Below are 15493 nucleotides of genomic sequence, written 5' to 3' on the forward strand. Positions count from 1 at the left end.
TGCATTCTCGGTCATTTTCCTGCGAAAAATCAATCGAAAACGGAAAGTTTAAACAGCTTCCTTGTTAAAATCCTGGTTCAGACATGCAACGTTTGCTTTCCGGCTTGTGTCTTTAGCTTGAAGTTTCCCCTCAAAGTGCCAACCCCCTCGTAAAATCCACTCATCCTGCCGTTCAGACCGCTTGTGTAAGAACAGGTACTTTGTGATGCATACTACCTACCTTTGCCATGTACTTGATACAAAAACAAAGCAACCTTCTGAAAACAGCAATACATATGAAGACAATATTCTCCTTTTCAATCCTTAGCCTGCTGACGCTCACCACCGCGTTTTCGCAGGTTCTGACACGGGGAACTGTCAATGGGCAGGTGGGCACTGTTGCCGGCAAGCCCCTCGAGTTTACTACCATGATGCTCCTCAAAGCTAAAGATTCAACCCTCGTTAAAGGCGCTATTAGCGATGTCGACGGGAAATACGCTTTCGAAAATGTGGGCGCAGGTCAATATCTGGTAGCTGCTCAACAAATTGGTTTCCGCAAAACGTATAGTGCACCGTTCGCGATTGATGAAGCGCATCCAACTCGTGAATTGCCCGCATTGGCAATGGCCGATGAGACGAAAAGTCTGACCGAAGTGAAAGTCGTTGCGCAGAAGCCGTTCATTGAGCAACAGGTTGACCGAACGGTAATGAACGTCGAAAATAGCATTGTGGCTAGTGGCAACACCGCGTTAGAAGTACTGGAAAAAGCTCCCGGTGTAACCATCGATCGTCAGAACGATCAGATTCAGCTAAAAGGTAAAGCGGGTGTAATCGTTTACATCGATGGCAAGCAGACCTACCTTTCGCAACAGGAAGTATCGAATCTGCTCAAAAATACGCCGAGCGATAACATTGCATCCATCGAGATTATTACGAATCCTGGCTCTAAATATGATGCCGCTGGTAACTCGGGGATTATCAACATCAAAATGAAGAAAAACAAGAATTTCGGTACCAACGGAACCTTCATTTTGGGAACTGGCTACGGCTGGGTGAAAAATCTTAGCGGGGCACGTGATGATCTGCCTAAATTCAACTCGTCGCTGAATATTAACCACCGTGAGGGTAAGATCAATTTGTTTGGAAACTATAGCTACGTAAATCGGCAGAGCTCCCAGAGCAATCAGATTATCCGGAACATTCCATACAATGGCCATACGACCTACTTCGATCAGAATTCGTTTCGGCCTAACCAGTTTACCGGCCATTCGTATAAAGCGGGTATGGATTACTTCATCAACGAGAAAAGTACGATTGGGGTATTGGTAAATGGTTTCTCGAACGACTGGCGGTCATCGGGTCAGAACAATACGCTCATCAGCGACGATAACCATCAGTTGACCAGTAAAGCCATTACGCAGACAAATCAGGGTAACCTTTTGTCGAACCTGACAGGTAATGTTAACTACAAATTTGACTGGGGTAAAGGTCGCGAATGGACTGTAGATGGAGATTTCGTACACTATGGTGGCAAGAATAGCAACAACCTGGCTACTCAGTATTTTAATTCTGAAAACGTCATTTATCGGCCTAATCAGGATGTGCGAAGTAACATGCCATCGACCATCAATATCTGGGCCTTTAAAACCGATTATGTGCATCCGTTAAAAAATGGAAGCAAAGTAGAAGCAGGGCTGAAAAGTAGCTACGTTAGTGCCGACAACAACACGATTTACGATACGCTGCAACAGGAAAATCGGCAGTGGTTGCCAGATGCTAGTCGTTCCAATCAGTTTCAGTACAATGAAAATATCAACGCGGGTTACCTTAACTACGCTGGTAAATTCGGTAAGCTGAAAGTTCAGGCAGGACTACGGGCCGAACATACGCATTCGATTGGTCATTCAATTACGCTGGACCAGACCGTTGATCGGAACTACCTGAACCTATTCCCTACTGTGTTCCTGTCGCGTCAATTGGATACGAACAACGTGTTGAATCTGTCGTATAGTCGCCGGATCGACCGCCCTGATTACCAGAATTTGAACCCCTTCGTGTTCTACCTGGACCCATACACTTATCAGAAAGGGAATCCATTTCTGCGGCCTCAGTATACCAATTCGATTGAGTTGACCCACGTATTCAAAAATGCCTTTACAACAACCCTGAATTACAGCCGCACTACGGATTTCATTAACCAGGAAACACCCCGTCAGATTGCCTCGGAAAACATTACCTACGTAACTCCCGAAAACCTGGGTTCTATGGATAATGTGAGTTTGAATCTGAGCTTTCCTGTAATGGTTGCTAAATGGTGGCGGATGCAGAACAACATCAATACCTACTATCAGCACTACCAAACCATATACTCGGGTACACCTTACGAAGTGAAATTAGTCGCCTATAACTTATACATGTCGAACAATTTCACGATGAGCAAAACGCTGTCGGCAGAAATATCGGGCTGGTATAATTCCGCTTCACAATATGGCTTCTATCGGGCGCAGCCAATGGGTGGTTTCAGCATCGGTGTCCAGAAGAAAGTGCTGGATGGTAAGGGTACATTGAAACTGAATGCAAACGACCCCTTTTGGCTGAACCACTTCAACGGTCGGGCAGCAGTTCAGGACATTGATTTCCGGGTACAGTCGCGATGGGAGAGTCGCCAGTTCCGCCTGACATTCACCTACCGATTTGGTAATCAGAACGTAAAAGGTGCCCGTCAACGCAATTCAGCTACTTCGGCCGAGCAAAACCGGGTAGGCGGACAGAATTAAAGAGATTTATGATGTATGCTATAGGGTGTATTGTTTTCACCGGCAGGTCATATCATACTTCCTACATCATATATCATACATAACAACAACGGACTTAGTTTAGGTTAAGAAAACGTGAAAGCCGTCCCCGGATTGAGGGGCGGCTTTTTTGTTGCTTGATAACCAGGTATTTATGGAGTGAGTTTTGAGTGCTCTTAAAATGAAAATACAGATGAGGAACAAAAAACAACACAGATCACGAAGATTGATTTATTTCAGCACTTAAGCTGTATATAAGGCATCTCGGATGCCTTATATACAGCTTGCGAATAAACTAATTGTGATCTATCAAAAATCTATTCCAGTATAAGTTCGGCAAGAGCCTCCTTACTAAAACCTCTCAGTGCACTGGTCTGATCTGTTTTAATTTTGGTTACCCAATTGGGATCAGCCAGGATAGGCCTGCCGACGGCAACCAGGTCGAAATCACCCCGATCTAGCCGTCTGTTCAGTTCATCCAGCGAAGCAGGTTCTGAGCTTTCACCTGCGAAAGCCGCGAAAAATTCACCCGAAAGCCCCACCGAACCTACGGTAATCGTGGTTTTGCCGGTCAGTTTTTTTGCCCAGCCAGCAAAGTTGAGATCAGACCCATCGAATTCAGGTTCCCAGAAACGACGTTGTGAACAGTGAAGTACATCAATCCCTGCATCCACCAGAGGCTCAAGCCAGGCCTCCATTTCCTGGGGTGTATTGGCCAGTTTATAGGTATAGTCGGCGGGTTTAAACTGAGACAGTCGGATGATCACGGCAAAATCCTCGCCTACCTGTTTTCTTACTTCTTTAATCACATCCGTAGCAAAACGCGTGCGTTCTGCCAGGGTTTTGCCGCCATAAACGTCAGTACGTAAGTTGGTGGCCTCCCAAAAGAACTGGTCGATCAGATAGCCATGCGCCCCGTGAAGTTCAACACAGTCAAAACCGGCGGCTTTGGCATCAGCAGCGGCTTTACCAAAGGCCAGAATCGTATCGTCAATATCTTTTTGGGTCATCGTGGTACCATTCGAGAAACCGGGTCGGTTGAGCCCCGACGGCCCTTCAAAAGGTACAGGCGGCACCCATCCGGAGCGGTGGTTAGCCATAATGCCCATATGCCAGATTTGGGGGCCCATTTGTCCCCCTTTAGCATGGACTGCGTCAATAACGTGTTGCCAGCCAGCCAGCGCTTGCTGACCATAGAAATGCGGCACATTAGCATCATTTGAGGCAGAAGGACGGTCAATGACGGTGCCTTCCGATAAAATCAGGCCTACTTCTCCTTCGGCTCGTTTCTGATAATAAGCAGCTACCTGTTCAGTGGGTATGCCATTAGGTGAAAATGAGCGCGTCATCGGCGCCATAACAATGCGATTCCTTAAGTTCAGTGATTTTAACTGAAACGGTCTGAACAAACTTTGGGTACTCATCTTTTCAGGTGTATTATAACGTAGTAGAAATAAGTTTACTTAACCGCTCAAAGGCCGCTTCGTCGCGTTTGTAATAGGTCCATTGGCCCTTGCGGGTTGCCTTAACAAGCCCCGCCCGTTGCAGGATTGAGAGATATTCGGAAACCGTTGACTGGGTTAGGTTGGCCTTCGCCTGTAGCTGTCCGACACATATGCCCTGGTCATAGCCATATTCTTTCTGGCCCGGAAAATTAATTTCGGGCTCTTTGAGCCATTCCAGCATTTGCAGCCGTGTCTGATTGGCCAGTGCTTTAAATATATCAACCTGCTCCATGTTGCAAATATATCGACTTTTCCCGATATGTAGAAATGTATCAAATTTAAAACGCGAGATTTTAATGACTGTCAATTGTAATTAGTTGCCTGTAGTTCAAATCGGGTGTGAGTAAGATAACTCTATATACAGAGATTCACAGGGCTTACGGAGTGGGGCGTGTTTTTTCGAAGCACAAATAATATTCATCGATTCAGTAGGAAAATAAAATTAACTACTGAAAAGGCTATCAAAATTCACCGAAAACAGTAGTAGTCTATCGATTACTAGCTGATTTACGTTGCATTTACCCTGACTTAAATAGTACTATTTTGTCTATTCTATAGATTCTGTTGATTTCTTAGACGATATAGTATTTATTTGCCGCCTATGTTTAAGCAACCAGTTCTACGATGAATGTCTTTTTAATTCCTATAAAATCTATAGAATATATTGCTATATTCTCCAATGATGACAAAGTCTATGAAAAATAGCGTTAATCTAGGAGGTGCTTTTTACTGTAATAAGGTGAAAACGACCAGAGCCCCAATCTGAACTAAAATGACGGACATGAGTAACGCTGGTATTGTAATTGATTGGCTGATAGATAGTTTGATGCTAATTCTGTTTTTTGGATTTACCGAAAATGGGACGCACAGATGCCGACGTTCAAAAAAACAGGTCAACAAGGTCGGTGGCCAGCCGATATACTTTCTCAAGATAAACCCTAAAGTTATATGACGATTAAAACAATGGCTGGTCTATGGTCCCGAAGACTTCTGGGAACTGTATGACCTTAAAAAAGACCCGAACGAGATGCATAATCTGTACGGCCAGACGGGTTATAAATCCCTGACTGCCGATCTGAAAGCAAAGCTTCGGGTACAGATTCAGGCCTACAAAGACAATGAGCCCTCCAACTTCTGGACAGTAAACTGTAATTAATCCATGATTCACTACGCAAAGAAACTCGCTTGCTTTAACCTACTTTTTAGTTTATTGACCTCGTTTGCGAATGCGCAGACGAACCGAACGCCGAATGTCATTATCATTCTGGCGGATGATTTAGGCTATGGCGATCTAGGCTGCTATGGGCACCCAACAATACGAACGCCCAACCTCGACAAAATGGCGCAGGAAGGCACCCGGTTCACCCAGTTTTATGTAGCGGCCAACGTTTGTACACCCAGCCGGGCCGCTTTGCTGACAGGACGGCTACCCATTCGAAATGGGATTTTTGGGAAGCGTGGCGTTTTCTTTACCAATTCAGCAAATGGTTTGCCGCATAGTGAGATTACCATTGCCGAAGCTCTGAAAACTAAAGGGTATCAGACGGCACTCGTGGGCAAATGGCATCTGGGCTCCCAGCCTGAATATCTGCCCCTGCAACATGGGTTTGACTATTATTTCGGCCTACCCTATTCGAATGACATGGGAAAGGTTGGTTCTGTACCTAATACGACCAACCAGAATCCCCCTTTGCCTTTATACAAAAATAACGAAGTCATTGAAACCGAACCCGACCAACGATTGCTGACCAAGCGTTACACCAACGAGGTGGTTTCGTTTATTAAAAAGAACAAAGCCAGACCCTTCTTTTTATATTATGCCAGCCCATTTCCGCACGTACCCTTGTATGCATCGAGCGATTTTGCTGGGAAGAGCAAGCGCGGTTTGTATGGCGATGTCGTCGAAGAGCTGGACTGGAGCGTGGGTCAGGTATTAACGACGCTTCGGGAGCAGAAACTAGACAAAAATACGCTCGTCATTTTCCTCAGTGATAACGGTCCCTGGCAGATGAAAGCACTCGCTCCGGGAACGGGTGGCTCGGCCGGGTTGCTTTATGAGGCCAAAGGGTCTACCTACGAAGGCGGCATGCGTGTGCCAGCTATTGCCTGGGGACCCGGGCTTGTTCAACCCAAAACGGTATCCTCGGCTCTTGCTACCTCGATGGATCTATATCCAACGATTCTACACTTAGCTAACGCTGAATTGCCGACAGATCGAACCCTCGACGGAGCCGACATTCGAGAGTTACTGAGTGGCAAGAAGGCAAGCATAACGGATGTCGTTTATTTCTACGATTCAGACCGGTTACACGCCATTCGCAAAGGGCCCTGGAAGGCGCATTTTATTACCCATCCGTCTTACTCGGCCGAAGCTCCAGTACCGCACGATCCCCCTTTGTTGTATAATGTAGAGGTAGACCCTTCTGAAAAATTTGAGGTCGGAAAAGATCATCCGGAGGTCATTGACGACTTAAAGAAGGCCTATGAAAAACACAAGGCTGGTGTTAAACCGGTGCCGCCCCTGCTCGATGCCATCATTCCTGTAAAGTAGCCAGATAGGTCAACTTGTAACGATTCACCCAGTCCAACTTGTTAGTCGTATGAACAAATTCTTCGCTTTTCTGGTAATCTTCAGCCTTGCTTCGGAATTAAGGGCACAGCCATCGGTTAAGCCTGGACAAAAGCCGATCGTTCAACTATCCCTGAACGAAAACCCATACGGCCCACCAGCGGGTGTGAATCAGGCGATTGAAAAGGAGTTAAAGCAGTTGGCACGGTATACAGGTAATGAGGGGACGGAGTTGGTAGCAGCTATCGCCAAACGCGAAGGTGTTGATCCCGATCAGATTATTCCGGGAGAAATTCTTGACCAGCTGGGCCTTTATCTTGGCTTGAAGGGCGGACAAGGTGGGGAATTTATTTATTCTGTTCCGGGCTATCCGGTTTTGGTAAATGCTGCTGCCAGGGTAGGAGGGCGCATTGTGGAAGTTCCACTCACAGATCGGAAAGAAAATGATCTGGTAGCTATTTCTAGCCGAATCAATGATCGGACGCAGGCTATCTTTCTGGTCAATCCGCACAATCCATCGGGCACCGTCAGCGACCAACAGGCTTTTCATGCGTTTTTGCACGAAGCGTCTAAGCGAGCGTTGGTCATTATCGACGAGGCTTATCTTGAATTTACCGACGATTTTAGTGGGCGGACGGCCATCACTAATCTTAAGCAGGGCGATAATGTGATGGTTTTTCGAACGTTCGCTAAAGCCTATGGGCTGGCAGGTCTTTCTATCGGATACGCTGTAGCTCCCAAACAACTAGCCACCTACCTACGTACGCAGGGCTTGGGCAATGTGCATGATTTAAATCGACTGTCAGTTGTAGCGACACTGGCCGCCCTGAAGGATAGTGCATTTATTCCCAGGGTTAACCGGGCCATCATCACTGAACGGGCAAAGTGGAACATAATCCTTGACAAGTTGAACATCCCTCATACGAGTTCGCAGGCCAATTTTGTTTACATCGACTTACAGAAGCCCTATGAGGAAGTAGCCGCCCGGTTTACCCAACAGGGGATACAGATTGGTCGGGCTTTTGCGCCCTATAACACCTGGGTTCGGATAACCATTGGTTTGCCTGAAGAAAACAGTAAAGCCCAGGCTGTTGTACAGCAGCTTTGGACGTCGAAGTAGAAAACCAGGGTTGACTTCCGATTACCACTTTTAATAGTCATAGAGCTGTCATTTTCTATTATCAATCAACGGTTTACGAATGAATTATTTCACCTTCGGTGCGGCAAGTGCCCTTTTGACGGGCTGGTTGCTTTGGCATTCAGCACCACCAACTCAATCCAGTACGTCAGTTACAACGACAACCCGTAAACCCAATATCGTTATTGTCATGGCTGATCAGTGGCGGGCCGATGCGTTTGGCTATGCTGGGAATCGCGACGTCATTACGCCCAACCTGAACAAGCTGGCTGGCGAGTCAACCAACGCTCGTTTTTGCGTAGCGTCAGTCCCGGTCTGTTCACCTAGTCGGGCTAGTATGCTGACGGGCCAACATGCGCATACGCATGGTGTGTTTTACAACGATCGTCCACTCCGGAATGAAGCCATTACCCTGGCTGAGGTCTGCAAGCAGAATGGCTATCAGACGGGCTTTATTGGTAAATGGCACATTAATGGAAGCCTGACCAAGAATTATGAGGCAGGGAGGATAGCACCTATTCCGGCCGAACGTCGGCAAGGATTTGATTACTGGCGAGCATTGGAATGCACGCACAATTACAATGATTCGCCTTACTATAATGAAGTCAACACGCGTTTTGTCTGGCAGCAGTATGACGCTATTAGCCAGACGGATTCGGCTATTGCCTTTATGACCCAACAGCGCAAATCGCCTTTTCTACTGGTGCTGGCCTGGGGACCACCGCATGATCCTTACCAGACTGCTCCTAAAGAATACCGACAAAAATATGCTGACAAAGCTATTGCGTTACGTCCTAATGTCCCAGCCAGCGATACGACCAATGCCCGTCGGGCGCTACGTGGGTATTACGCCCATATAAATGCGCTGGACGATTGTATTGGTCGCTTGCAAGCCGCTCTGAAAGGGGCTAATCTGGATGAAAATACCATCTTTATTTTCACGTCCGACCACGGGGATATGTTGTATTCGCAGGGGGAGCTGAATAAACAGAAGCCGTGGGATGAATCCATCCGGATTCCGTTTCTGCTCAAATACCCCGCCAGGCTCGGACGAAAAGGCCGAACACTGGACGTACCAATGACCCTGACGGACGTAATGCCAACGGTTTTATCGATGAGTCAGCAGACGATTCCGGCTAGTGTTCAGGGGCGCGATTATGCCGCCCTGATTCGGCACCCCCGCGCGCCCCAGCCCAACGATGCTGCGCTGATTGCCTGTATTGTACCCTTTCATCAATGGGGATATGGTCGGGGAGGTCGCGAATATCGGGGTGTACGCACGGCACGCTATACATACGTGCGCGACTTGAAAGGTCCCTGGCTTTTATACGATAATATGAAAGATCCCTTCCAGTTGACCAACGTGGTGAATCGACCTGATATAGCCCAAACCCAGCGGCAACTGGAGGTTATATTAACCCGGAAATTACAGGAGGCTAATGACCGCTTTTTAGCTGGTAACGTGTACATGGATACATGGCATTACCCCTGGGCAGCCATGGATTCAGTAGGTAATCCATACTATCGATAGCATAATTCCTCGCCGGGGGCTCTATTCACACCAATCGATAAATCTACCTTTTAGTTAACCTTGGTTTTATACTTTTATAAATACTTCAAGTTAAACAAACAGGCCCGCTAGATTTAGCGGGCCTGTTTATATATCGCATCAACCAATGGTTTATCAGTTACTAGTGTATTGCGGCTAGGGATGGAACTGAGATAGGGTCATCCACAAAGAGCCTTGCCTGGAAACCAGTACTAAGCCCGACTGCTATCCACAATATATCACCTACCGTTAACTCGATACCCGAAAATAAACCGTATTCGGGTGTTCGAAACAGATCGCTGCCGTAGGGAGTAAGGCGAAACCACTCCCGGTCACCAATCTCGTTAAACTCATGCGTGGCCACATAGTGTAGTACGTCCTCTCGGCTGAGTGTAGGAATGGGGTTGTGAGCCTCGATGTTCATGATAGTAATATTTAGAGATATTTTTTACTTATATAACGAAAATAAATAGTGGAACGTTTAAAAAAAGGCTCATAAATCGGATAAAAACTAACTAAAAAAGGCCCAGCAGGCGTACTGCACTGGGCCCTTTTCATACGTACATTTTGTTCCTTCAAATTAGACCGGGCGTAGTAGGTTAGTTCAGTTGTTTAAGCTGCTCGTAATAGTATTTTTTGGTTTGAAGTACCGATGGTAGATTACTCGGCTTATCCTCTGCGTCGCGCTCAATGTAGATTGGACCACTAAAATTCTGCTTTTTCAATTCTTGGAAAACGGCAGGAAAGTCAACCACACCTGTGCCAACCGGCACATCTTTTAAGGTAGGATCATTATAGGCCGCAATGTCTTTTAAGTGTATGCCAATGATATGCCCCTTTAGTTTTTTAACAGCGTCAACAGGATTGATACCGCTTTTGGGCCAGTGCCCTAAATCGGCACAAGCGCCAAAGTTGGGATGATTTTTTAGGGCAGCCAATACCGAATCAGGGTGCCAATATTGACTTACTCCTTTCCAGTGTTCATGAATGGCTACTTTCATCTTATAGATTCCAGCCAGGCTATCGATTTCGTCCCACAGGTTTATGGGAGGCTCCGCAGTGACAAATTTGGCGCCAAGCTGTTTCGCAATCTCAAATTGTTTCTTCCAGGAATTAACCGTTTTATCGCCAGCAATATAGACTGATCCGGCCTGTAGGCGTCGCTGATCAATCATTTTTCTGAGTTTGGCAATACCACCCGGCGAGAGTTGATTCATAGCCGAATCCTTTAAGGCAGGTCCTGTTTTGTGAAATGTATTCGGTTCAATATACGTGATTCCGGCACTGTCTACTTTCGCTAACGCATCCTGGAAATTAACGGTATGGAACGTCCATAATGCTACTCCAAATTTCCATTCGTTAGCTATTTTCCTTGCCTTAGGGGTTGAGGCAGCCTGTCCGAAAGCAGCAAAAGACGCCGAAATCAGCAAGATGATTGTTAAGCGGGTTTTCATAATTAATCTGAATAGCCTTTTTACCGCAATACAAGGAAGAATAGTGTACTATTTTACTTAACACCAAGGTTTTTGTACATTAAGTAAGCTTAGCTGCCGAATGTTAATCGAAGGCTACTATTGGCTGAAGCTACCTGGCGGCTTTAGGAAAACGTAGAAGAAGGGGGAGCTTACTTCTAAAGCGGTATCACATTATATTTTCCTGCACAGCCTGATAGACCGTCCTGATTGTAGGCTGGAAACCCAGACTACGAGCAAGCGAACTATCACTAAGCAGGTACCACGGGTTCACAAGCGGCTCGGAGGATGATTCCAGTGAACCACCAACCAGTTGGGCTAATTCGTAAATCGATGTCGGTGCCTCATCGGATATATTGACGATGCGCCCGTCCATTACGCCAGCTAAGGCCAGGTTCATCGCCGTGGCGATGTCGCGGTGGTGGATTGTGCTCATCCGCATAGCCGGATGCCATTTGCCTGCAATCGCATACTTGGGTAATGATTCCAGATGCCCATCTCCATCACCATAAACAAATGGGAAACGTAGTACCACCCAGTTGAGACCACTTTCGCGTAGCTCTTTCTCAGCTGCAACCTTGCTGGCTGGGTAGGCCTGTTGGGGACCTACTTCGTCATCTTCGCGACCAGGATGCGAATTGTTGGCGTTATAAACGTTCGTGGTACTGGCCAGAATGAAACGTGCGTCAGGTGCATAGGCCTTTGCTGCCTCAATCAGATTGCGCGTCCCGTCGAGATTGCTTTTCCAGATCAGATCCGTGTCTTGCGTGCGGAACACGGCTGCCAGATGAATAATGGCTGATACATCCGTCACTGCCTCTTTGAGCGATGCGGAATCGAATAAATCGCCTTCTATGGCCGTTACGCTGGCCAGAACACGCTTTCCTCCTCGCACTAGCGCGCGGCAGTCTATACCCGCATCCGCAAGACGCCGGAGCAGTCGCTCGCCTACCAGGCCCGTTACACCGGTTATCAGTATTTTTCCTACTTGTCTGTTCATGATCCTACATGTTTTATGGTAGGAACAAAGCTCGGGAGAGTACAGTAAACAGAGCCGGACGAAAGCCGACAAGTTCAGGACAAATCCTGAAAAAACTCGGCAACCGTTTTGCCAGTTTCCTTTTTAAACAGGCGGGAAAAGTAGTCAGGGTCATTGAAACCAAGCTCAAAAGCCAATTCCTTAACGGAAGATCGCTCTCCGTAATACATCCGGCGTCTAGCTTCCAGGATAAGACGGTTCGTAATAAATTCTTTTGGTGATCGTCCCGAGTAATGTTTCACTAGGTGGTATAAGCTATCAGTACTTAGGGCAAGTTTTTCGGCAATATCCTTGATAGGCAGGTGATCAGTGAGGTTGTTCTCTACAAATACCTTGAATCCGATGTATTTGGCGAGTTTGTCGTCCGAGGGTTTTCTGTCACCGGCAAAATAAGCCAGATTAATTTCCGTCATCAGACTATTCAGATGGGCCAATATAAGCTCAGGCTCCGTATCTGAAGTAGTTAACAAACCCAGAAGTAGTTCAAAAATCGCCTGAAGCCTACTGGCAGCCGTAGGTGAAAAACTTATTTTTTGCTGATTGAGGGGATTTAGCAGAAAAGGGTATTGCTTCGGCAATCGGGAGAGGCATTCTTCATCAAAGCCCAGTTTATAATAATCCTTCCCATGTACATTGACGGGCAACTGTTGAATCTGGTGAGGCAACGCGAAAAGTAGCTCATGCTTACTGAGGTCGACCTTTTCCATGTCAACGGCATACTGAGCAGAACCCTCCAGGATAAAAATAAAGTAGTAGTACGATAAACGACGCGTCAGCCCATACTTATCTGTAGTTTGGGGAGATAAATGACCAAAATCCGGAGAAACAATTCGGATGGGCAATTGACTATTTTGGCTAAAATCTTCCGGTAACGAATCGATCCTATGCATGCCTGCTTGTTATTGAATAGTAAGAGTTCAAGAATTATACTAGCGCTTTGCCAAAGTAGATTCTCGGGTGCGTCCTTGCGGTTGATTCTATCGGATTATATTGTCGATATTGTGCTGATAATCAATGTCTAAACCATCAATTAGAATCAAAAGAATCTTTAGAATCTAAATTGGACAAGTACTAGTAACAACAGAAAGGAAAACGTGTTATGGAGCGTAGTTTACTGGCAATGAACACAAAATTTTTTTCTTATAACACTTGTTTTTTGAAGCATATAAAGGCTTTTATGTCACAAAGGAGTATTTTTTGAGATTAATGTAACGTGAATAATGGATAAAGTCTGAAATTATTGACTGATTATCAGTTATTTATAGTATTGTTTTTTGTCATCCCGACGCAGGAGGGATGACAAAAAACGCCCATAATTCTATTCGTAAATCCTCCATTATTCACGTTAATGTAAGGACCGATTGCTTGTTAGCCTGATTCATGAATATGTTTTACTTCCCTATGAGCAAGAATTTCTGTGGAGTCATACCGAAACAAAACCATAGTGATGATACAAGGAGATTTGTAGAAATGGTAAAACAGCATTGCATTTTTATCGAGTAGGTATAATCAGCCAACCTCGTCTTTTTAGAACGTAAATCGTTCCTCTAAAGACAAGCCTTAGCTGTGCCAACTCGTTAGCACGATTAGGGATTTCCGAACCCCTTATGAACCTTAATCTTAAAGCACAACTCAACAATACGTTCGATGCCATTGTGGTTGGTTCGGGCGTTAGTGGCGGATGGGCCGCTAAAGAACTCACCCAGAAAGGATTGCAGGTGCTGATGCTCGAACGAGGGCGTGATCTTCAGCACGTTACAGGTTACGAAACCGCAACAAAGGCCCCCTGGGAGTTTGCCCATCGCGATCGTACGATTCTACCCAAAGATGACCCAGCTCCTGATTTCCGGGTTATGGGCTATAATGAACAAAGTGGCCATTTTGTATTCGATAATCGAAACGCACCCTACAAAGAAATACACCCATTTCTCTGGTATCGCCCTGATATATTGGGTGGTAAGTCGATTATGTGGGGGCGGCAGAGTTATCGATTTAGTGAGATGGATTTTGAGGCAAACGCCCGCGATGGCTTCGGCACCGACTGGCCCATTCGGTATAAGGACCTGGCTCCCTGGTATAGTTATGTCGAATCATTCGCCGGTATTTCAGGCAATAAGGAGGGGTTGGCTCAATTACCCGACGGTGAATTTTTACCGCCAATGGATTTGAACTGTGTAGAGGAGCACGTTCGGGGGAAACTGAAAACCAAAATGAATCGTGTGATGACTATTGGCCGAACCGCCAATCTGTCGAAAGCCAATCCGATACACACCTCGGTTGGCCGCGCTCCATGCCAGTACCGGAACCAGTGTGTCAGAGGTTGCCCGTATGGTGGCTACTTCAGTTCGCTTTCGGCTACATTACCAGCCGCCCGCAAAACCAATCGACTCACAGTTCGGACCGATAGTATTGTGTCGGAAGTGTTGTTTGACGAGAAAAAAGGGAAAGCGGTTGGGGTTCGGGTTATCGACTCAAAAACGAATCAGACAACCGAGTATTACGCCCGGATTATCTTTCTGAATGCGTCGGCTATGGCCACGAATTTCATTCTGCTCAACTCGGTTTCAAGCCGTTTTCCGAATGGGTTTGGCAATGATAGTGGCACCTTAGGTAAATACATCATGGACCACCATTTTCAGATAGGTGCCAACGCACAAGCCGATGGCATGGGATTCGATGATAAATACTATTACGGGCGTCGGGCGAATGGCATTTATATTCCCCGCTATCGGAATATCGGAACCGATAAACGTTCGTACCTGCGTGGCTTTGGCTATCAGGGCGGTGCTTCCCGATCCGGCTGGCAGCGACTTATTGCGGAAACCGCTACGGGTGAGGCTGCGTTTGGGGCGGCTCTGAAGGAACGAGCGGAACAGCCGGGGCCGTGGACGATGGGTATCATGGGTTTCGGTGAATGTTTGCCTTATGAAAACAACACAATTACGCTTAATCATAATCGGCTTGACAAGTGGGGTTTACCGACTGTTACATTCGACGTGAAATTCCAGGAAAATGAGGAGCGTATGCGTCAGGACATGATGAACGATGCCGCCGAAATGCTCGAAGCATCTGGACTGAAAAATATCACTACGTACGATAATCACTCAATACCCGGCAATGCTGTTCATGAAACGGGTGGCGTTCGAATGGGCCGCGACCCCAAGACATCGATGCTCAACGCGCACAATCAGCTTTGGGCGTCTAAGAACATCTTCGTTACCGACGGGGCTTCGTTTGCTTCGGTGGCTTGTCAAAACCCATCGCTCACGTTTATGGCGCTAACTGCCCGAGCGGCCAATTTTGCCGTAAGCGAACTGAAACGGCAAAATTTATAAATTGATATAGGATGTATGATGTAGGGTATATGATATAGCTGGCGCCACAGTAGTACTTCATACATCCTATATCATACACCTTAACCCAACTTTCTACCGGAAGAAAATGGCT

Annotated in this window: 12 protein-coding genes; 6 read left to right on the forward strand and 6 right to left on the reverse strand. The window is 46.4% G+C overall.

The features are described 5' to 3' along the window. Positions 1-275 precede the first annotated feature (275 nt). Entirely contained in the window at positions 276-2756 is a 2481-nt protein-coding gene (locus ACYVGR_RS31600) for an outer membrane beta-barrel protein (protein WP_460964015.1), read from the forward strand. Positions 2757-3091: 335 nt separating this feature from the next. Here the strand turns inward: ACYVGR_RS31600 and ACYVGR_RS31605 are convergent, their stop codons facing one another. Then, positions 3092-4198: an NADH:flavin oxidoreductase gene (locus ACYVGR_RS31605; RefSeq protein ID WP_460964017.1), complete on the reverse strand. Its 1107-nt coding sequence runs from the start codon at positions 4196-4198 to the stop codon at positions 3092-3094. A 13-nt stretch (positions 4199-4211) separates the two neighbouring features. Next, the gene (locus ACYVGR_RS31610; protein WP_460964019.1) at positions 4212-4511 is read right to left on the reverse strand and encodes an ArsR/SmtB family transcription factor; all 300 of its coding nucleotides are present in this window, start codon (positions 4509-4511) and stop codon (positions 4212-4214) included. 795 nt (positions 4512-5306) lie between these two features. Here ACYVGR_RS31610 and ACYVGR_RS31615 point away from each other — a divergent pair. From ACYVGR_RS31615 to ACYVGR_RS31630, 4 genes are all read left to right on the forward strand, one after another. Next, a complete protein-coding gene (locus tag ACYVGR_RS31615; protein ID WP_460964021.1) occupies positions 5307-5435 on the forward strand; it encodes a hypothetical protein in 129 nt (42 codons plus the stop codon). 3 nt (positions 5436-5438) lie between these two features. After that, on the forward strand, positions 5439-6830 hold the full coding sequence (locus ACYVGR_RS31620; protein WP_460964022.1) for a sulfatase family protein: 1392 nt from the start codon (positions 5439-5441) through the stop codon (positions 6828-6830). Between the two features lie 49 nt (positions 6831-6879). Then, entirely contained in the window at positions 6880-7968 is a 1089-nt protein-coding gene (locus ACYVGR_RS31625; RefSeq protein ID WP_460964024.1) for a pyridoxal phosphate-dependent aminotransferase, read from the forward strand. Between the two features lie 79 nt (positions 7969-8047). After that, on the forward strand, positions 8048-9517 hold the full coding sequence (locus tag ACYVGR_RS31630) for a sulfatase family protein (RefSeq protein ID WP_460964026.1): 1470 nt from the start codon (positions 8048-8050) through the stop codon (positions 9515-9517). 160 nt (positions 9518-9677) lie between these two features. On the opposite strand, the gene ACYVGR_RS31635 is transcribed toward ACYVGR_RS31630, so the two are convergent. The 4 genes from ACYVGR_RS31635 to ACYVGR_RS31650 all read right to left on the reverse strand — a co-directional run bounded on the left by ACYVGR_RS31635 (position 9678) and on the right by ACYVGR_RS31650 (position 12936). Then, positions 9678-9959, reverse strand: a complete 282-nt coding sequence (locus tag ACYVGR_RS31635) for a hypothetical protein (protein WP_460964028.1) — start codon at positions 9957-9959, stop codon at positions 9678-9680. 175 nt (positions 9960-10134) lie between these two features. Then, complete coding sequence (locus ACYVGR_RS31640; RefSeq protein WP_460964030.1) at positions 10135-10989, reverse strand: sugar phosphate isomerase/epimerase family protein; 855 nt, start codon at positions 10987-10989, stop codon at positions 10135-10137. Positions 10990-11176: 187 nt separating this feature from the next. Continuing rightward, complete coding sequence (locus ACYVGR_RS31645; protein ID WP_460964032.1) at positions 11177-12007, reverse strand: NAD-dependent epimerase/dehydratase family protein; 831 nt, start codon at positions 12005-12007, stop codon at positions 11177-11179. Positions 12008-12081: 74 nt separating this feature from the next. Further along, positions 12082-12936 (reverse strand): AraC family transcriptional regulator, encoded by an 855-nt coding sequence (locus ACYVGR_RS31650; protein ID WP_460964034.1) that lies wholly within the window; start codon positions 12934-12936, stop codon positions 12082-12084. Positions 12937-13653: 717 nt separating this feature from the next. Here ACYVGR_RS31650 and ACYVGR_RS31655 point away from each other — a divergent pair. Continuing rightward, the gene (locus ACYVGR_RS31655) at positions 13654-15381 is read left to right on the forward strand and encodes a GMC oxidoreductase (protein ID WP_460964035.1); all 1728 of its coding nucleotides are present in this window, start codon (positions 13654-13656) and stop codon (positions 15379-15381) included. Positions 15382-15493 lie beyond the last annotated feature (112 nt).

The sequence above is a fragment of the Spirosoma litoris genome (assembly GCF_054776755.1).

Excerpts from the sequence above, each read along its gene's own strand:
- ACYVGR_RS31625 (WP_460964024.1), top strand. The coding sequence starts at position 6,880 with ATGAACAAATTCTTCGCTTTTCTGGTAATCTTCAGCCTTGCTTCGGAA.
- ACYVGR_RS31610 (WP_460964019.1), bottom strand. The coding sequence starts at position 4,511 with ATGGAGCAGGTTGATATATTTAAAGCACTGGCCAATCAGACACGGCTG.
- ACYVGR_RS31620 (WP_460964022.1), top strand. The coding sequence starts at position 5,439 with ATGATTCACTACGCAAAGAAACTCGCTTGCTTTAACCTACTTTTTAGT.
- ACYVGR_RS31615 (WP_460964021.1), top strand. The coding sequence starts at position 5,307 with ATGCATAATCTGTACGGCCAGACGGGTTATAAATCCCTGACTGCCGAT.
- ACYVGR_RS31655 (WP_460964035.1), top strand. The coding sequence starts at position 13,654 with ATGAACCTTAATCTTAAAGCACAACTCAACAATACGTTCGATGCCATT.
- ACYVGR_RS31605 (WP_460964017.1), bottom strand. The coding sequence starts at position 4,198 with ATGAGTACCCAAAGTTTGTTCAGACCGTTTCAGTTAAAATCACTGAAC.
- ACYVGR_RS31645 (WP_460964032.1), bottom strand. The coding sequence starts at position 12,007 with ATGAACAGACAAGTAGGAAAAATACTGATAACCGGTGTAACGGGCCTG.
- ACYVGR_RS31630 (WP_460964026.1), top strand. The coding sequence starts at position 8,048 with ATGAATTATTTCACCTTCGGTGCGGCAAGTGCCCTTTTGACGGGCTGG.
- ACYVGR_RS31600 (WP_460964015.1), top strand. The coding sequence starts at position 276 with ATGAAGACAATATTCTCCTTTTCAATCCTTAGCCTGCTGACGCTCACC.
- ACYVGR_RS31650 (WP_460964034.1), bottom strand. The coding sequence starts at position 12,936 with ATGCATAGGATCGATTCGTTACCGGAAGATTTTAGCCAAAATAGTCAA.
- ACYVGR_RS31635 (WP_460964028.1), bottom strand. The coding sequence starts at position 9,959 with ATGAACATCGAGGCTCACAACCCCATTCCTACACTCAGCCGAGAGGAC.
- ACYVGR_RS31640 (WP_460964030.1), bottom strand. The coding sequence starts at position 10,989 with ATGAAAACCCGCTTAACAATCATCTTGCTGATTTCGGCGTCTTTTGCT.